The organism is Streptosporangium sp. H16 (genome assembly GCF_051918855.1).
In the GTDB taxonomy this organism is placed as follows: domain Bacteria; phylum Actinomycetota; class Actinomycetes; order Streptosporangiales; family Streptosporangiaceae; genus Streptosporangium.
Window position 1 is genome coordinate 139,054 of sequence record NZ_JBPXMD010000011.1, and the last position, 17,632, is coordinate 156,685.

General features: G+C 70.6%; 14 protein-coding genes. 4 read left to right on the forward strand and 10 right to left on the reverse strand.

All coding sequences use genetic code 11. The annotated features are described in order from the left end of the window. Nucleotides 1-136: 136 nt before the first annotated feature. From rsmG to ACTOQ2_RS20270, 3 genes are all read left to right on the forward strand, one after another. Nucleotides 137-832: a 16S rRNA (guanine(527)-N(7))-methyltransferase RsmG gene (gene rsmG, locus ACTOQ2_RS20260; protein ID WP_440085415.1), complete on the forward strand. Its 696-nt coding sequence runs from the start codon at nucleotides 137-139 to the stop codon at nucleotides 830-832. Between the two features lie 327 nt (nucleotides 833-1,159). Further along, nucleotides 1,160-1,927: a ParA family protein gene (locus ACTOQ2_RS20265; protein ID WP_440101312.1), complete on the forward strand. Its 768-nt coding sequence runs from the start codon at nucleotides 1,160-1,162 to the stop codon at nucleotides 1,925-1,927. A 71-nt stretch (nucleotides 1,928-1,998) separates the two neighbouring features. Next, entirely contained in the window at nucleotides 1,999-2,973 is a 975-nt protein-coding gene (locus ACTOQ2_RS20270) for a ParB/RepB/Spo0J family partition protein (protein ID WP_440101314.1), read from the forward strand. A gap of 887 nt (nucleotides 2,974-3,860) precedes the next feature. Here the strand turns inward: ACTOQ2_RS20270 and ACTOQ2_RS20275 are convergent. The 3 genes from ACTOQ2_RS20275 to ACTOQ2_RS20285 form a co-directional block, all read right to left on the reverse strand. Next, complete coding sequence (locus ACTOQ2_RS20275; RefSeq protein WP_440101316.1) at nucleotides 3,861-4,919, reverse strand: threonine aldolase family protein; 1,059 nt, start codon at nucleotides 4,917-4,919, stop codon at nucleotides 3,861-3,863. A 194-nt stretch (nucleotides 4,920-5,113) separates the two neighbouring features. After that, the gene (locus tag ACTOQ2_RS20280; protein ID WP_440101319.1) at nucleotides 5,114-6,067 is read right to left on the reverse strand and encodes a D-alanine--D-alanine ligase family protein; all 954 of its coding nucleotides are present in this window, start codon (nucleotides 6,065-6,067) and stop codon (nucleotides 5,114-5,116) included. A gap of 196 nt (nucleotides 6,068-6,263) precedes the next feature. Further along, nucleotides 6,264-7,496, reverse strand: a complete 1,233-nt coding sequence (locus tag ACTOQ2_RS20285; protein WP_440101508.1) for a PLP-dependent aminotransferase family protein — start codon at nucleotides 7,494-7,496, stop codon at nucleotides 6,264-6,266. 297 nt (nucleotides 7,497-7,793) lie between these two features. Here ACTOQ2_RS20285 and ACTOQ2_RS20290 point away from each other — a divergent pair, with 297 nt between their 5' ends. Continuing rightward, a complete protein-coding gene (locus ACTOQ2_RS20290) occupies nucleotides 7,794-8,414 on the forward strand; it encodes a GNAT family N-acetyltransferase (protein WP_326646217.1) in 621 nt (206 codons plus the stop codon). A 336-nt stretch (nucleotides 8,415-8,750) separates the two neighbouring features. Here the strand turns inward: ACTOQ2_RS20290 and trxA are convergent, their stop codons facing one another. The 7 genes from trxA to ACTOQ2_RS20325 all read right to left on the reverse strand — a co-directional run bounded on the left by trxA (nucleotide 8,751) and on the right by ACTOQ2_RS20325 (nucleotide 17,620). Next, a complete protein-coding gene (gene trxA / locus ACTOQ2_RS20295; RefSeq protein ID WP_362688192.1) occupies nucleotides 8,751-9,074 on the reverse strand; it encodes a thioredoxin in 324 nt (107 codons plus the stop codon). A gap of 175 nt (nucleotides 9,075-9,249) precedes the next feature. Next, on the reverse strand, nucleotides 9,250-10,185 hold the full coding sequence (gene trxB, locus ACTOQ2_RS20300) for a thioredoxin-disulfide reductase (RefSeq protein ID WP_440101510.1): 936 nt from the start codon (nucleotides 10,183-10,185) through the stop codon (nucleotides 9,250-9,252). 293 nt (nucleotides 10,186-10,478) lie between these two features. After that, nucleotides 10,479-11,390, reverse strand: coding sequence for a zf-HC2 domain-containing protein (locus ACTOQ2_RS20305; protein WP_440101321.1), 912 nt, complete (start codon nucleotides 11,388-11,390; stop codon nucleotides 10,479-10,481). Beyond that, the gene (sigM, locus tag ACTOQ2_RS20310) at nucleotides 11,380-12,027 is read right to left on the reverse strand and encodes an RNA polymerase sigma factor SigM (RefSeq protein WP_329088091.1); all 648 of its coding nucleotides are present in this window, start codon (nucleotides 12,025-12,027) and stop codon (nucleotides 11,380-11,382) included. The genes ACTOQ2_RS20305 and sigM overlap by 11 nt, the downstream gene beginning before the upstream one ends. A gap of 114 nt (nucleotides 12,028-12,141) precedes the next feature. Then, nucleotides 12,142-13,656 (reverse strand): protein kinase family protein, encoded by a 1,515-nt coding sequence (locus tag ACTOQ2_RS20315; protein WP_440101323.1) that lies wholly within the window; start codon nucleotides 13,654-13,656, stop codon nucleotides 12,142-12,144. Nucleotides 13,657-13,851: 195 nt separating this feature from the next. Further along, nucleotides 13,852-15,456: a murein biosynthesis integral membrane protein MurJ gene (gene murJ / locus ACTOQ2_RS20320; protein WP_440101325.1), complete on the reverse strand. Its 1,605-nt coding sequence runs from the start codon at nucleotides 15,454-15,456 to the stop codon at nucleotides 13,852-13,854. A 37-nt stretch (nucleotides 15,457-15,493) separates the two neighbouring features. After that, nucleotides 15,494-17,620, reverse strand: a complete 2,127-nt coding sequence (locus ACTOQ2_RS20325; RefSeq protein ID WP_440101327.1) for a DUF6049 family protein — start codon at nucleotides 17,618-17,620, stop codon at nucleotides 15,494-15,496. Nucleotides 17,621-17,632 lie beyond the last annotated feature (12 nt).

The following is a 17,632-nucleotide window of genomic DNA, read 5'->3' on the forward strand; positions in this document are numbered from 1 at the left end:
GCACGCGTCGCACGGCATCGTGTCCCGCGCGCCCGCGGCGGCGTCGCCACCCCGTGCTGTACGACGGCGCCGAAGCGGGCCGTTAGCCTTGAGATCGGCCTGACCCCGATATTTCCGAGGGAAGAGTGAGCATCGAGTGAGTGACCAGATCCCCGAACCGCCCGAGGTCGCGCGCGAGGTGTTCGCCGGCGACGCCTGGGCCAGAGCGGAGGCCTTCGCGGAGCTGCTGGCCGGTCCCGGGGTGGTGCGCGGGCTGCTCGGCCCGCGGGAGGTGCCGCGCATCTGGGACCGCCACCTGCTCAACTGCGCGGTGATCGCCGAGGCCGTGCCCGCCGACGTGCGCCTGGTCGACATCGGTTCCGGTGCCGGCCTGCCGGGCCTGGTCCTGGCGATCGTACGGCCCGACATCACCGTCACCCTCCTGGAGCCGCTCCTTCGCCGGACGGTCTTCCTGGAGGAATGCGTGGAGTCGTTGAAACTCGACAACGTCGAGGTCCTGCGCGGCCGGGCCGAGGAGTTCGCGGGCAGGCGGGAGTTCGACGTCGCCTCCGCCCGCGCGGTGGCGCCGCTCGATCGCCTGCTGAAATGGGCGCTGCCCCTGCTGCGCGAGGGGGGTGAGCTGCTGGCCATGAAGGGCGAGCGTGCCGCCGAGGAGTTGGCGGACGCCGAGCCGCAATTGCGGGCGAGTGGGGTGCAAACCGCCGAGCTTACATCGGTCGGGCACGGTAAGGTCGAGCCGCCCGCAACTCTCATCCGAGTGGTCGCCGGTCGGGCTCCCGAAGGAGCGCGGAAGGCCTCTCGCCGGAAGGATCGTGCCTCGCGAGGCAGGTAAGCGCGAGGTCACCAGGTAAACCGAGCAAAGCGAGTACGAGGCCAGTGAACGACCGTTCGAGTGCGATCGCCAGCGCGAGGAGCGGTCTCGGCTGGCCCGAGATTCCCGCCGTTTTGCCCCATGGACGCCTTTCCGGTCTGGGCTGGCCGGCACCAGCACCCGGTGCCGTAGTCAGGCCGGTTGAAAGGAAGACGACCGTGACCCAGACCCCCCTTAATCCCGGCGACTCGCCGCTGGTACGAGAGGCACTCAGCTCAGTGGTTTCACGTGAAACATCGGCCCAGAAGACCGCCGCCGCTCCCGGAGGTTCCACCGGGGTCCGGGACGGTGACTGGCCCCGCCCCGCCAAGACCCGGATCTTCACCGTCCACCACGTCGGTCAACCTGGCCGCGGCGCTGTCCATGCACGGCCAGCGCGTGCTCGTGGTCGACCTCGACCCCCAGGGAAACGCCTCGACGGCCCTGGCCGTCGAGCACCGCGGTGACGTACCGGACATGTACAAGGTGCTCGTGGAGGACCTGCCGCTCGCGGAGGTCGTGAAGGAGGTCCCGGACATGCCGGGCCTCTACTGCGCTCCCGCCACGATCGACCTGGCCGGTGCCGAGATCGAGCTGGTCTCCATGGTCGCCCGCGAGGCCCGTCTGCAGCGCGCGCTGGCCGCGTACGACGCCGTCGAGTTCGACTACATCCTCATCGACTGTCCTCCCTCGCTCGGCCTGCTCACGGTCAACGCGCTGATGGCCGCGAACGAGCTGCTGATCCCCATCCAGTGCGAGTACTACGCGCTGGAAGGCCTCGGCCAGCTGCTGAGGAACGTCGATCTGGTCCGCGCCCACCTGAACCCCACGCTCGACCTCTCCACCATCCTCATGACGATGTACGACGGGCGCACTCGCCTCGCCTCGCAGGTCGCCGACGAGGTTCGCTCCCACTTCGGCGCGACGGTCCTGAGCACGCTGATCCCCCGAAGCGTGCGTGTCTCCGAGGCTCCGAGCTACGGTCAGTCGGTCATGACGTACGATCCGGGCTCCAGCGGCGCGATGGCCTACATGGACGCCGCCCGCGAGATCGCTTACCGCGGTGCGGCCATATGAGCACCGCGAGTCCCGTGGCCGCGGCCACGGGTATGTCAGTGAGTGCGACACCTTGAGTCTCGGGAGGGGCAGTGAGTAAGCAGCCGAGAGGGCTGGGCAGGGGACTGGGGGCGCTCATCCCCACGGGTCCGGCCGTCGTCACGGAGACGCCCGTGTCGATGACCGTGACCATGGTCGCCCCCGAGCCGGTGGTGCCGGAGCAGCCGGGCCCCAAGCCGGTCATGGGGGCCTACTTCCTCGAGATCCCCGTCGACGACATCGCACCCAACCCGCGCCAGCCCCGCGATGTCTTCGACGAGGAGGCCCTCCAGGATCTGGCCGCTTCGATCAGCGAGGTCGGTCTGCTCCAGCCGGTCGTGGTGCGGGCCACGGGTGAGGGGCGCTACGAGCTGGTCATGGGTGAGCGCCGCTGGCGCGCCTCCAAGCTCGCCGGGCTCTCCGAGATCCCCGCGATCGTGCGGAACACCCAGGAGGACAAGCTCCTGCTCGACGCGCTCATCGAGAACCTCCAGCGCGAGCAGCTCAACGCCCTGGAGGAGGCGGCGGCCTACCAGCAGTTGCTCGACGACTTCGGCGCGACCCACGAGCAGCTCGCCACCCGGATCGGCCGTTCCCGCTCGCACGTGACCAACACGCTGCGCCTGCTGAAGCTGCCACCCGGGGTGCAGCTCAGCGTCGCGGCCGGGACGATCAGCGCGGGCCACGCCCGAGCCCTGCTCCGGCTGGACGATCCCGCGGCCCAGGAGCATCTCGCCCGCCGGATCGTGGCCGAGCTGCTCTCGGTCCGCGCGGTCGAGGAGATCGTCGCCGTGGGCGACGCCAAGGCGGCACCGGCACCGGCACCGCGCGCTCCCCGCGCGAAGCCCGACGAGGAGCCCGCCCTCCGGCATCTGGCCGACCGTCTCTCCGACCGCTTCGAGACCCGGGTGAAGGTCGACTTCGGCCGTCGCAAGGGGCGCATCGTGGTGGAGTTCGCGACCATCGACGATCTGGAGCGCATCATCGGCACGATGGCTCCGGGCTCGCTGCAGGCGATGGAAGGATGATCGAACCGGCTCCGGAAGCCCGGGAAGGCGAGCCCGTGGCGCACCCGCCGGGCCGGTGAATCTCCCCCGAGGCCCCTTCCGGGATGGCTGCCTTCCGGGATGACCCCCGGCGGCCGACCTTCCCGGACGGTTCCCCGACGACGAACGGCCTCCCTGTTTCACGTGAAACAGGGAGGCCGTTCGCGTTCTCCCCGGCTCGCGTGTACCGGTCGCTCCCGTGTCTCGGTCGTCCCCCCCGGCCCTCTCCGGTTCAGCTGATTCGACCGACTCCGCCCCCGCTCCGCCGGCCGCGTCTTCCCCCGGCTGCTTCCCGCCCATGCGCGGCCCTTTCCCCGCTTTCGGCCTTCCCTCGCTCCCGCTTTCCCCGCCGCCACGTCCTTCCGGCCTCTCGCATCCAGGTGTCCGGGACTCGTCCACCGCTCTGTGCTCGCCGCACGGCGTTGCGGTGATCGACTGGGCCCCTGCCCCTTGAGACGCGTTCAACGCCTACGCATGCGCGGTTCCAGGGGCGTGGAGCCCGCTTCGACGAGACCGTCGCGCGTGGAGCATCGCATCCCGGCGGAGGCTTCCGTGGGGCCGGCGGCGGGCCGTCTCGTCGGGTGGTCCCGCTGTCGTCATCGTGGAGGCGGCGTCGTGGAGGCAGCGTCGTTTCACGTGAAACATGAAGCGGCGGGATGTGCGAGCCGGACTTCGGCAAGGCGGGGGTTCCTTGGTAGGGAGGAATCGGGGAGCGGCAGGAAAGGCCGGGGGCGGAGCCCACGCCCATGAAGAACGGCCGAGATCTTGACGTACGGGAGAAGGAAAGCGGCCTGAAGGCGGCGGCCGGTGTTTCACGTGAAACGTCACCGGCTCTGGAGCCAGGCCGTTTCACGTGAAACAGATGCCGTTCAGGAGCCGGGGTTCTCCTGAACGGCGAGACGGATGTCGGCGACGAAGGCGTCGACGTGCTCTGGGGTGGTGTCGAAGGCGGTCACCCAGCGGACCACGTTCTCGGCCGCGTCCCAGACATGGAAGAGATAGCGCTGCTGCAGTTCCGCGATGGCCTTCTCGGGGAGGGCAGGGAAGACGGCATTGGACTGCACGGGATAGCGCAGGGAGACGCCCGGGAGGTCGGCGACGCCGTCGGCCAGGCGGTGGGCCATGGCGTTGGCGTGGGCGGCGTTCTCGCGCCAGAGGTCGTCGGTGAGGAGGGCGGTCAGCTGGGCGGAGACGAAGCGCATCTTGGAAGCGAGCTGCATCCCCTGCTTGCGCAGGAACAGTGCCGGGGAGTCCAGCTCCGGGCGGAGGACCACGAGCGCCTCGGCACCCATGGCGCCGTTCTTGGTGCCCCCGAAGCTGAGCAGGTCCACACCCGCGTCCGTGGTGAGGGAGCGGAGCGAGCAGCCGAGCTCGGCCGCCGCGTTGGCCAGCCGGGCGCCGTCCATGTGCAGGAAGAGGCCGTGCGCGTGCGCGAACTCCGCGAGCTCGGCGATCTCGTCGGCGGTGTAGCAGGTGCCGCACTCGGTCACCTGGGAGATGGAGATCACCCGGGGCTGGGAGTGGTGCTCGTTCCCCAGCACTGACAGCTCGCCGCGGACGTCGTCCACGGAGATCTTGCCGTCATCCGTGGGAAGGGTGACCAGCTTGGCGCCCAGCACGCGTTCCGCGGCACCGCACTCGTTGGTGTGGATGTGGGCGGTGGCCGGGCAGAGCACCGCGTCGTACGCCCGCAGCACGAGTCCGAGGCCCACCACGTTGGCGCCGGTGCCGTTGAACATCGGGTAGGCGGTCGCGCGTGCGCCGAACTCGGCGCGGAAGGCGTCCTCCATCGCGGTCGTCCAGGCATCGCCGCCGTAGGCGAGGGCGTCTCCGGCGTTCGCTTCGAGGATGGCGGTGAGAACCGCGGGATGCACGCCCGCGTGGTTGTCGCTGGCGAAGCTCTTGGGGAATGGGGTGGAGGTCAGCACACGGCCAGCGTAGGGGGAGGCCCGGCCCGCCCGCCGACCAGGCCCGCCGGCCCGCCCGCCGACCAGGCCCGCCGGTCCGTCGACCGGCCCGCCCGCCGACCAGGCCCGCCGGTCCGTCGACCGGCCAGGCCCGGCACCATGCCGGCTCGGCCCGTGCCCGCGGTGTGGTTCAGGCGGGGGAGCCGGGCGAGAGGTCAGGCGCCGCGAGCGGCTGCCTGTTCCAGGAGAACGCGGCAGAGGGTGCCGAGGTCCTCCCCTGCGGCCTCGGCGGCCATGGGGAGGAGGGACGTCTCGGTCATGCCCGGGGCGACGTTCACTTCGAGGAAGTAGGGCAGGCCGTCCGCGTCGACGATCAGGTCGGTACGGGAGATGTCCCTGAGGCCGAGGGCGGTGTGCGCGGTCACGGCCATCTCGGCGCAGGCCGCCGACGCCTCGGGCGACAGGCGTGCCGGGGCGAAGAACTCGGTGTGCCCTGCGGTGTAGCGGGCCGCGTAGTCGTACACGCCCTCGTTGGCGACGATCTCCACGGGGGGCAGTGCCATCGGCCCGCTCCCGAGGTCGACCACCGAGACGGCGACCTCGACCCCCTGGATGCAGCGCTCGATCAGCGCGGTGTCGCCGTAGGCGAAGCAGCCGACCATGGCGGCGGGGAACTCCTCGGCGCTGCGGACGATCGACGCGCCGAGCGCCGAGCCGCCGCGGGACGGCTTGACGAACAGGGGAAGGCCGAGGCGGTCCACGATGCGGGCCAGCACCGCGGAGGCGCCGAGGTCGTGGAAGGTCTCCTTGGGCAGCGTCACCGACTCGGGGGTGCGCAGCCCGACGGAGCGGACGACGGTCTTGGCGGTGGGCTTGTCGTAGGCGACCCGGCAGGCATCGGGGCCGGCGCCGACGTACGGGACGGAGAGGAGTTCGAGGACCGAGCGGATGGCGCCGTCCTCGCCCGCCCCGCCGTGCAGGGTGACGAAGACCGCGTCCGGCGGGTCCGCGAGCACGGCGGGAACCAGCGACGCGTCGGTGTCGCGGGTCTCCACGGAAACGCCCGCGCCGCGCAGCACCTCGCTCACCCGCCGGCCGGAACGCAGCGAGACCTCCCGCTCGTAGGAGAGCCCGCCCGCCAGGACGAGCACATGGCCCAGGTCACTCATCCGACATACCTCTCGTCAAGGCCCGCTCCGAGCCTGTCCTGTCGCTCTCGTCACGCGCGGTCCGGCTGTCCCGGCGAACCGGATCGATCATCGCGCACCGGCGCAGGAAGTCACCGTACGGTACCGGCGGGGAGGAGCTCATGCCGGAGGTGCCCCGTGGCACGGAGCACCTACCGGGTGTCAGGGCGTGGCGGGGTCACGCGAGGTCGGGTCCCGGAGTGTCGATCCCGGCGCGCTCGGTGGGCGAGCCGGTCCCGAAGGTGTCACGGACGCGGAGCTCCTGCCCGATCACCCCGGCCAGCCGGCGGACGCCCTCGCGGATGCGCTCGGGCTCGGGGTAGCAGTATGAGAGCCGCATGTGCCGCGCGCCGCCGCCGTCGGCGAAGAAACCGGTGCCCGGTACGAAGGCCACCCGCTCGGCGACCGCGCGGGGCAGGAGCGCCTTGGAGTCGAGCCCCTCGGGGAGGGTGGCCCAAACGAAGAACCCGCCACCGGGGCGGGTCCAGGTGACGCCGTCGGGCATCAGGGCCTCGAGCGAGGAGAGCATGGTGTCGCGGCGCTCGCGATAGAGCTCCCTGAACGCCTTGATCTGCTCGCGCCAGGGCTGAGTGGCGAGATACTGGCCGACGGCCAGCTGCGTGAAGGAGGAGTGCGACAGCACCGCGGACTCCATCGCCAGCACCAGCTTCTCGCGGATGGCGTGCGGGGCGAGGGCCCAGCCGACCCGGAAACCGGGGGCCAGGGTCTTGGAGAACGAGCCGAGGTAGACGATTCCGTCGGCGTTGTCGGCGCGCAGCGTCCGCATGGGATCGCCGTCGAAGCCGAGCATGCCGTACGGGTTGTCCTCGACGATCAGCACGTCGGCCCGCTGGCAGATCTCCAGGACCTGCTGCCTGCGCGCGACGCTGAGCGTCACGCCCGCGGGGTTCTGGAAGGTGGGGATCGTGTAGAGGAACTTGATCCGATTGCCCGCGCTCTTCAGGGCGTAGATGGTCTGGGCGAGCGACTCGGGGATGATCCCCTCGCTGTCCATCGCGATATGGATGACCTTGGCCTGGTAGGCGGAGAACGTGCCCAGGGCTCCGACGTAGGAGGGGCCCTCGGCGAGCACGACGTCGCCCGGGTCGATGAAGATCCGGGTGATCAGGTCGAGGGCCTGCTGGGAGCCGACGGTCACGACGACGTCGTCGGGGTTGGCCTCGATGCCCTCCATCCGCATGACGTCGCAGATCTGCTCGCGCAGGTGCGGGTCGCCCTGCCCCGAGCCGTACTGGAGCGCGACCGGGCCGCGCTTGGCGATCAGGTCGGCGACCAGCTCCCCCACCACGTCCAGGGGGAGGGCGGTGACGTACGGCATGCCGCCGGCGAGCGAGACCACCTCGGGCCTCGACGCGACGGAGAAGAGAGCTCGCACCTCGGAGGCGACCATCCCGGTTGCCCGTGCCGCGTAACGGTCGACGTAGGCGTCGATGCGCGAGCCTTGGGTCGGGGCGATGGTCTGACCGTGTTCGTTGTCCTGGGGCACGGTCCACCTCCTAGGTAGTGTGGAGCGCAAGCGCTCATACTAGAGAAACCAGGTTACGTCAGGGGTTGCAGTCGTCTGCGTGTGGGGACGGGACCTCCTGAAACCAGGACCCGCACTGGGCTACGATGCCAGCTGGAGACGCCGTTTTCGCGCGTTTTTCGCCATGGCTTGCACTCGTCTCGCCAGGATTGGGGCCAACAGGTGTCGCGTCGGCTGGCAAACGTCACCCTCGACAATCTCGACGACCTGCCGCGCCGCTGCCGCCGGTGCGTCTTCTGGGAGCTCGATCCCGTCAACGCGGACCGGGCCGTGAAGGCCGGTGATCCGGGACTGGAGAAGGAGGCCTGGATCTCCTCCACTCTGCTGGAGTGGGGAAGCTGCGGAAAGATCGTCTATGTGGACGGGGTGGCGGCCGGCTTCGTGCTCTACGCGCCGCCCCACTACGTGCCGCGCTCGGTGGCCTTCCCGACCTCGCCGGTGAGCGCGGACGCGGTGCTGCTGATGACCGCGCACATCATCCCGGAGTTCTCCGGGGGCGGACTGGGCCGGATGCTGGTCCAGGGCGTGGCCAAGGACCTGACCCGGCGCGGGGTGCGGGCGATCGAGGCGTTCGGCGACCTGAAGTGGGAGCAGCCGGGCGCGTGCCTGATGCCCGCCGACTACCTGCTCTCCGTGGGTTTCAAGACGGTCCGCCCGCACCTGCGTTTCCCCCGCCTCCGCCTGGAGCTCAAGAACGCCGTCTCGTGGCGTGAGGACGTCGAGGTGGCACTGGAGAGGCTGCTCGGGTCGATGAGTCCGGAGAGGGCGCTGCGGCCCGTCTGAGACCCTCTGGAGCCCGTACGGCACGCGTGGGGACCGAACCGCGCCCTCCCGGGCCCGTGAGCCTGTCTCCGAGGCCCGTATGTCTGCCTTCGAGGCCCGTGAGCCTGTCTCCGGGGTCCGTAGGCCCGGCTCCGGGAGTCGTGAGCCTGTCCCCGGGAGTCTCGCGAGCCCGCCCGGCGCGGCGCGTGCCGGAAGCCCTGGGCGTGCCCTGTACGGGTGCCGGGTGCATGTGAAAGCCCCCCGCGGTGAGACGGGGGGCTTTCAGTGGGTGGGTGTGCCGCTCGGAAGCGGGTGATACGGGCGGACGCCGTGGGGGACGGCCGACCCGCAGGGGGCCTAGATGATGCCCTCGAGCTCGCGAAGCAGCATGGCCTTCGGCTTGGCGCCGATGATCTGCTTCACAACCTCTCCGTTCTTATAGACGTTCAGAGTGGGAATCTGGAGTACGCCGTAGTTTGTCGCCGTTGTCGGATTCTCGTCGACGTTCAGCTTGACGACGGTGAGCTTGTCGGCCTGCTCGCCGGCGATCTCCTCCAGGATCGGCGCGACCTGGCGGCACGGGCCGCACCATTCGGCCCAGAAGTCGACGATCACGGGCTTGTCGCTCTTGAGGACGTCGGCGTCGAAGCTGGCGTCGGTCACGTGCTTGATGGTGCCCAAGGTTCCTGCTCTCCCTCTTGTCTGAGGACGTGTTCCTGATGACCTTGCCGATGGGTGACCGGTGTGCGCGCGGTGCCGTCCGGCGGGGGTGCGACGCGCGCCCGAGGCCTGCCTCGCGGGGGCGTCACACCCGGCCGTGCACCCTGTCGTCACACGCCGTCGTCATGCGCCGTCGTCACGCGCCGTGGTGCTCGGCCAGCCAGCGCTCGGAGTCGAGCGAGGCGGCGCACCCGGTGCCGGCGGCGGTGATCGCCTGGCGGTAGGTGTGGTCGACGACGTCACCCGCGGCGAAGACGCCCTCCAGGTTCGTGCGCGTCGAGGGCGCCTCGACCTTGATGTAGCCCTCGTCGTCCAGCTCCACCTGGCCCTTGACCAGCTCGGTGCGGGGATCGTGGCCGATCGCGATGAACAGCCCGGTGGCCGCCAGCTCCGCCTCCGCGCCGGTCTTGAGGTTGCGTACCCGCACCCCGCTCACCTTGTTCTCGCCGAGCACGTCGACGACCTCGCTGTCCCACAGGAAGTGGATCTTCTCGTTCGCGAACGCCCGATCCTGCATGATCTTGCTGGCGCGCAGCTCGCCACGACGATGCACCACCGTCACCGAGGCCGCGAACCGGGTCAGGAAGGTCGCCTCCTCCATCGCGGTGTCCCCGCCGCCGACGACCACGATGTCCTGGCCGCGGAAGAAGAACCCGTCACAGGTGGCGCACCACGACACCCCGTGGCCCGACAGGCGCTTCTCGTTGGGCACGCCCAGCTCGCGGTAGCCCGAGCCCATCGACAGGATGACGGACGTGGCGTAGTAGGTGTCGGTGGCGGTCTTGACGACCTTCGGGTTGGCGGCCAGGTCGACCTCGACCACGTCGTCGGCGACCAGCTCGGCGCCGAACCGCTCGGCCTGCTTGCGCATCCCGTCCATCAGGTCAGGGCCCATGATGCCGCCGGGGAAGCCTGGGAAGTTCTCCACCTCGGTGGTGTTCATCAAGGCGCCACCCGCGGTGACCGACCCCTCGAAGACCAGCGGATTCAGCTCGGCACGCGCGGAGTACACCGCGGCCGTGTAACCCGCGGGTCCCGACCCGATGATGATCACATTCCGGACGTCCATCAGCGCTCGCGCCTCTCCCTCTGTCGATGCCACCGGCGTCAACAGATCCTAGGCGCCGCTGATTCCCGCCCGGCGTGGTGACGCATCCCCCGGTGGAACCGGAAAGCCCGGCACGGACGAATCCATGCCGGGCACCCACGGTGGAAGCGAGGGTTTTGGCAGCGGATTACCCGCCGCGGATCACCTCGGGATTCTTGTCACCGGTCATCTTTCGGGACCCTTTTCACCGGCCCCGGGTGTTTCGCCGCAGGCCGCCCCGGGTGGCCTGTCGAGGTCACCCGGGGCCGCACCACCGGTCACTTCCAGCGTGCGAGGCCTGGCTTCCGCACGTCGTCACACTGCGGGCCCACGACGTGGACGCGCACCGTGTTCTTGGCCTGGTCCTGCCAGAAGAGCAGGATGTTGGCCTCCTGCCCGTTGTAGAACCCCTGGTCCACGGCGAAGGGCGAGATGCCGACCTGCGCCGAGACCTGCCGGACACACTTGTCGATCCCCGAGTTCTCGGTCGTCCCGAGGATGGTCCCGGGACCGATGTAGTCGAGCAGCGAGCCGCGAAGCTCGGCGTCGGTGTAGTTGTAGTTGCTGTCGGTCAGCGCGTACTGGATCGTGTCCGCCGGCACGGGCTGAGCGAGAGGCGCGGGGGACGGGCCGGACGCCGTCAGCGTCCCGGCTGCCAGCGCGGTCGCGCCGATCACCGCCGCCGCCACGCCCGCCGCCGCGGCGGGCATCGCCCACCGGCGCCGCAGGTTCGCGCCGCGACGCCTGGCCGCGGCCGCCGGGACCACGGTGCCGTCGTCACCGACGACCCCCAGCCGCACCGGCTCGAGCTCAGGCTCCTGCTGCGGGAGCGGGGCCCGCAGAGGGGTCGTCTCCCATGGCGCCGGTTCTGCGGGAGAGGACGTCTCCCACGGCGCGTCACGCATTATGTCGTCCCAGGCCGGTGCTTCCACCAGGCCCACTCCACCTCCACGGAAGCTGTCTGCCTCAGCGGCCAGTGCGCGGTCGATCCTCAGCGCGACTCCCATCGGCATCGCCGGTGTAGGAGTCGCCGCCAGCACCTCACGAACTGCCGCGAGGTCGGCGAGGCTCTCACCACAGGGATCGCAGATCGCGAGATGCTCGCGTACCCGCATGGCCGTGGCGGCGTCGAGGAGCCCCTCGGCCAGTTCGGCCAAGATCTCCAGGTCGTAGTGCGTATCACCCGTCACGAAGTTCTGCTCCCTTCGCGGATGAGACGCGAGACAGGTCTGATCGGTTCCGCAAATGGGAAAGAATCGGGGCGAGTTTCGCCCTTCCGCGAGCGCACCGGCTCTTCACCGTGCCGCTCGGTACCTCCAGCACCTGGGCCGCGTCCTCGACCGAGTAGCCCATCATGTCCACGAGGACCAGCGCGGCGCGCTGGTCGGAGGGCAGCAGCTTCAGGGCCGCCGAGACCTCCATGGACACCTCGCGCTCGGCCGTCTGGTCGAGCACCGGGGTCTCGCGCTCCGCGGCCTCGACGAGCTCGTCGTCGGCCACCGGGCGCACCGATTTCCTGCGCATGCGGTCGAGGCAGGCGTTGACCACGATGCGATGCAGCCACGTGGTCACCGCCGCCTCGCCGCGGAAGCTCCCGGCCTTGCGGTAGGCCGAGACGAAGGCGTCCTGAACGGCGTCGGCCGCCTCGTCGGGATCGCCCAGCGTGCGCAGGGCGACCGCCCACATGCGGTCTCGATGTCGCTTGACTATTTCACTGAAGGCGTGCGGATCCCCGGCGATGTGCCGGGTGAGCAGGTCGGCGTCGGACACGGGGGCCTTCGCCGTCTGCTCGTCCGCCGCTGGCGGGGTCTCGGGTGGGGAATTCACAAGGAGAGTCCTGCTATACCGATCCGGGGAGAACACCTCTACGGGATAGATGGTGCCACGGATTCTCTGATGATCTGCAAGAAGCCGGGTAAAACAGATCAAATCGGAGCGGTGTCACTTGGTCGCGAGGACCTTCATGTCCAGCACCTGGCCGCGGTACTTCCCCTGGTAAGTGGGCATCTTGGTGAACCAGACGAGCACGTAGCGGCCCTTCTTCGGGCTCTCCGCGGTGAACGTCTTCTTGCCGGAGACTCCGTTGATCTTCTGCAGGACGGACAGGTCGTCGAGCTGCGGGGAGTCGCCGACCCTGAGCTCCACGGTGCCTCCCGAGGTGCTGCCGAAGTTGACCGTCACCTGCTTCACCGGGACGCTCTCGCCCATGTCCAGCAGGAGGCCCACCCCGGTCTTGAGCCGGCCGAAGTCGGCGGAGTCGTACGACTCGGAGTGCCAGTCGGTGGACTCCTTGCCGTCGGTCGCGTTGACGGCCAGCTCGCCGCGCTCCTCGTTGTCGCCCAGCGGGTCGAAGCCGGTGACCGAGGAGGGCTTCACCTCCCGGGTGCCGACGGCCGCGGTCGGCGTGGGCGTGGTGCTCTCCTCGCCGGGCGCCGGGGTGCCGGCGTTGCCGATGCTGCGGCCGAGCGTCCAGGCGCCCAGGCCGACGGCCACCATCACCAGCAGCACGACGACGGTCATGGCGACCTTGTTGACCATGCCGCCGCCCGTCTGGCGGGGCATCGGGTGGTGGTGGTGCTGGGGAGGGGGCGTGTGGCGCTGGGGCGCCGCGGTGTCGATGCCCTCGGAGCGGGAGGCCGCCACCGGCAGCGCCGTCATGGGCATCGGCGTCGGCATCGGCAGGGGACTGGGCCGCGACACCGAGGCCAGGGCCTCGGCGACCTCGGCGGGCGTGGTCAGCGGTTCGAGCCCGCGCCTGGTCTCCGGCAGCAGCGCCCGGCAGACGATGGCGTCCAGGTAGCCGGGAACACCTGCGGTGACCTGGCGCGGCGTGCAGAAGTGCCCGTCGCCCATGGGCGCGACGGGCAGGCCGCCGCCGTCCTGCTCGTCGCCCGGCCAGTGGCCGGTCAGCCCGGCGTACAGCAGGCGGCCGAGGCCCTCGGCGTCCTCGCGGGCGGGGTCGTCGCTCGTCACGTCGTCCAGGACGGCGTCGACTCCCAGGCCGAGCAGCTTGACGGTGCTGCCCGCCGTCCACACCAGGTGCTCGGGGGTGAGGCAGAGGTGGGCGAGGTTCGCCTCGTGCGCGTGGGCCAGCGCCTCCGCGGCCTCGGCGACCATCGCGGCGGCCCGCTCGGGGTCGAGCGGCCCGTTCGCGATCATGTCGCCGAAGGACTCGCCGCTCACCCACTCGCTGACGACGTAGGAGTGGCCGTCGTCCTCGGTCGCGTCGAAGACCTGGGTGAGGCGGGGGTCGGTCAGCCGGCTGGCCACCCTGGCCGCCGTGACGACCTCGTTCAGGCGGGGGAAGTCGGGATCGAAGGTGTGGACGGCGACGGGCCTGGCGAGCACCTCGTCGATGGCCTTCCACAGCGTGGCACCGCCCGACTCGTGGACGCGGTCCTCGAGCCGGAAACGCTCGGCCAGCTTGGTGCCGGGCTCGACGGCGGGGGAACTCACGAGGACCCCGTACCTGAGAACACGACAGCACCATGCCCGGTCAGCACATCACGACACATCACACGATGCTGGGTGGATCCGCCCACGCCCTCCTGCTTCCATTAGCCGCATGTCACCACACGCGTCGCACCATGGTAGTCCCGCGCCGGTTCCGCCCGTGTTCGTCTTGTCAGACGTTTGAGACAAGTCTTTGGGTTACCGGCCTACCCGTCCTGCCACCATTCCAACGATCGAACTCACCTCGGGGATGCGCATCCGGTGGGCGATCGCCAAGTAAAGAACCATACCGAGTCCGCCGCCCACCGCCAGCATGATGGCCGCGCTCAGCGCGTCCAGCCCCGTGAGCTCCTGCGTGAGCCACAGGACGCCGAGCGCGAGCGCCGCCGAGGGGAGCGCGGCCACGTACATCCGGGACAGCCCCGCGGCCACCCTGCGCCCCGCCAGGCCCCCCACGCGGCGCGCCGCCAGGATCCAGGCGACCGCCGCGCCGACCACGTAGGCGACGGTGAACGCGAAGGCCAGGCCCATCACGATGTACCGGGGCGGCAGGGTGTGGTAGGCCACGAGGCCGAGCGTGGCGTTCACCGCCACGTTGCCGAGGGCGAGGAAGACCGGGGTGCGCGTGTCGCCGAAGGAGTAGAAGACCCGCAGCAGTAGCTGGAAGATCGAGAACGGTACCAGCGCCAGCCCGAAGACCTGCAGCACGTTGCCGATGTAAACCGCCGAGTCGATGGTCATGTTGCCCCACGAGAAGATCAGCACGGTCACCGCGGGGCCCAGCACCATCAGCAGCAGCCCGGCGGGCACCAGCAGCACCGACACCAGCCGCACCCCCGAGGCGAACTCCTCGCGGACCGTGTCGAGCTGCCCGTCGGCCACCCCCCGGCTCATCCTGGGCAGCATCGCGGTGATCACCGAGACCGCGATGATCCCGTACGGGAGCTGGAAGAACTGGTAGGCGTAGGAGTAGGCGGCGATTCCCGCCCCCGGCGCCCGCTCTCCGGCGCCGGTCGCCAGGTTGGTCGTGACCAGGAAGCCGAGCTGGCTGATGCCGACGTAGGCGAGGGTCCAGGACGCCATCCGGCCCATCTCGCCGAGACCGGCGTTGCGCATGTCGAACCGGGGCCGGAAGCGGAAGCCGACCCGGTGCAGCGCGACGACCAGCACCACGCACTGCGCCACGATGCCGGCGGTGGTGCCGAGCCCGAGCAGCGCCAGGTCGGCGTCCGTGACCGTGGTGACGTCCACCCCCGCCCTGCCCAGTTTCACGTAGTAGACGATCGCGACGCCGATCATCACGACGTTGTTCAACACGGGCGCCCACATGGGCGCGGCGAACCTGTCGCGGGTGTTGAGGATCGCGCCCGCGATCGCGCCGACCCCGAAGAAGGCGATCATGGGCAGGATGAACCGGGCCAGCTTGACCGCCACCTCGGTCTGCCTGGGATCCCAGCCGGTGCTGTAGAGGCCGATCAGCGGCCTGGCCAGCGCCACCGCGACCAGCGCCATCAGCGTCAGCGCGACGACCCCGAGGGTCATCAGGCGCTGCTCGTAGGCCCGGCCGCCGTCGGGGTCCGACCTCTGCCGCCTGACGATCATCGGCACCACGACGCTGCTCAGGATCCCGCCGATGAGCAGGTCGAACAGGATGAGCGGGATCGTGTAGGCCACGTTGTAGGCGTCGCCCAGCGCGAAGGTGCCGATGGCCGCCGCGAGCACCGCCGTCCGGACGAAGCCGGTGACGCGGGAGACCATCGTCCCCGCCGCCATGATCGCGCTCGCGCGCAGGACCCTGCTCATGCGCTTTCCTTCGCTAGGTGCTCGGAGCGCCAGGCGCTCAGGACTCGGTGCCGGCGGGCTCGCGCTCGCGCTCCGGCGGCGGGGCGGCCGCGGGGCGGCGGCCTCCCCGGCGGCGCAGGACGCGCAGGACGACGGCCGCCAGCATCACCACGAGAGCCGCCCCCACGATCACCAGGGCGACCCCGGTGTAGCCGGTGGTCCGCACGGTCAGCTCGATCGGCTTGCCGTACTTGCGGCCGTCCTCGGTGGTGAGCTGGACCGTCACGGTCGTCTGGCCGCTGGACCTGGAGGTCATCGGGATCCGGATGGTCTGGTTCTGGCCGCCGCGGATCTCCAGCTTGTCCTCGTACGGCTCGATCTTGAGCAGGTCGGGCTGGTCGGAGGTCACCTTGAGCCGGACCGCGACCGCGACCTCGCCGGCCTCGCCGCTCAGCTCATTGCGCACGCTGATCGGCACGTCGCCGTTGCTGCCGGCCAGGGTGCGCAGCCGCGACTGCTCGCTGCCGGTGATGTTGACCATGGCGATCCGGCCGTCGATCGCCTCGGCGACCTGCTGGACGTACGGCGTCGCGGCGCCGGTCCGGCCGCGCCACGCCGAGGAGGTCAGGCGCAGCAGCGCCAGGTCGAAGACGTCGAGGTCCTGGGCGGTGGTGATCGCGGCGGTCAGGTCGGCGCGGGCGCCGACGCGCTTGACGCCGGTCAGGTACTGCTTGGAGAGCTCCAGCTTCCGGTCCTGGTCGCTGTAGGTCAGGCCGGCCCGCGGGACCGGGGGGACGCCCTTGGCGCGCTTTACCGCGTCGAGCGTGACGGGCATCAGCCAGGGCAGGGTGGCGGCCGTCTCGATCAGATCGGTCACGTACTCCGGGTCGGGGTCCCAGCGGCGGTGCGGGACGGCGATCACCGTCCTGGCCGGGGCACCGGGCTCCGAACTGATCATCGCCGTCTCCGCGATGAACCGCTGGCGGTTCGCCAGCGCCGCGCCGGGGGCGGAGGTGTCGGCGCCGACCGCCTCGCTCAGCGCCGCGTCGGCGACCAGGGCGGTGACCGGGCCGTTCACGCTCTCCAGCGTCGCCGAGGCGTCGGGGGTGGTGACCGGGGGCGTCACCGGCGGCAGGTTCGACACGTTCAGCAGCACGGTGCCGACGCCGCCGGTGGCCAGCAGGTCCAGCCCGTCGTAGTCGATCAGGCCGCCCACCGGCCAGTTCACGTTGGTGATCACGTCGCGGCCGAGGGTCTCCCTGGCGACGATCCCGGCCGCGGCGATCCCGGTCCCGACGGCGTCGTCGACGCCGTTGTGGGCGAGGGCCGCCACGTCGGGGTCGCCGTACGGGGTCGCCACCACCGGGTGGTCGGCGACGGCCTCGCGGAAGTCGTTCAGCCACTGGGCGGTCTCGGGGGTCGCGGGGCGCTGCTGGGTGCGGTCCTTGACCCTGACCGCGTGCGGCTCGCCCATGGCCCGCGCGTCGTCGAGCAGGGCGGGGTCGACGATCCAGGTGAGCCCCTTGGCGGACGACGTGTCCTGGGCGATCTTGAGCAGGTCGCCCAGCCGCTTGCCGGGGGCCATGGCCGCGGGCAGGCCCTCGTCGACGAAGGTGGAGTCGCCGGCCCGGCGCGGCTGGTCGACGATGGGCAGCACCGTGGCGAGCCGGGTGCGGGCCACCTTGGTCTCCCTGGGCATGTAGGTCACCGTGGTGCGCAGGGTGCCCTGCTGCCCGAAGGCGTTGAGCACCTCGACCATGACCGGGTAGACGCCGAAACCGGAGAACTTCAGCTCCTGCGGCGTGAAGGAGAACTCCCACGGCAGCTTGCCCGAGGGCGCGATCGGCGCCTGGACGAAACTCTCGCAGCACCACGAGTTCGGGAGTGTCTGTCCCGCCTGGTAGGCCTCCAGGTCGGCGCGCCGGGCGAACGGCTGGGGGGAGTAGTGCATCCGGATGCGCAACCCGTTCAGGGTCTCGGTGCCGGAGTTGACCAGGGAGCCGGACAGTTTGATCTCGGTGGTCGGGTCGCGGGGGGCGTCGGGGCCGATCGCCTCCAGCACGACCTGGAGGCCCGCCCGGCTCACCGAGGTCGTCCGGGCGTTCGCCGTACCCGGAACGACCACGGCCGCGGGAACGAGCAGCGTGGTGGCGAGCAGGGCGAGGAGCGCGGCCTTGTGGATCACGTGCCGGCCAGG

Bases quoted from the DNA above. Each gene is read 5' to 3' on its own strand.
- ACTOQ2_RS20280 (WP_440101319.1), bottom strand. From the start codon at position 6,067: ATGAGTGACCTGGGCCATGTGCTCGTCCTGGCGGGCGGGCTCTCCTAC.
- ACTOQ2_RS20285 (WP_440101508.1), bottom strand. From the start codon at position 7,496: ATGGTCGCCTCCGAGGTGCGAGCTCTCTTCTCCGTCGCGTCGAGGCCC.
- murJ (WP_440101325.1), bottom strand. From the start codon at position 15,456: ATGAGCAGGGTCCTGCGCGCGAGCGCGATCATGGCGGCGGGGACGATG.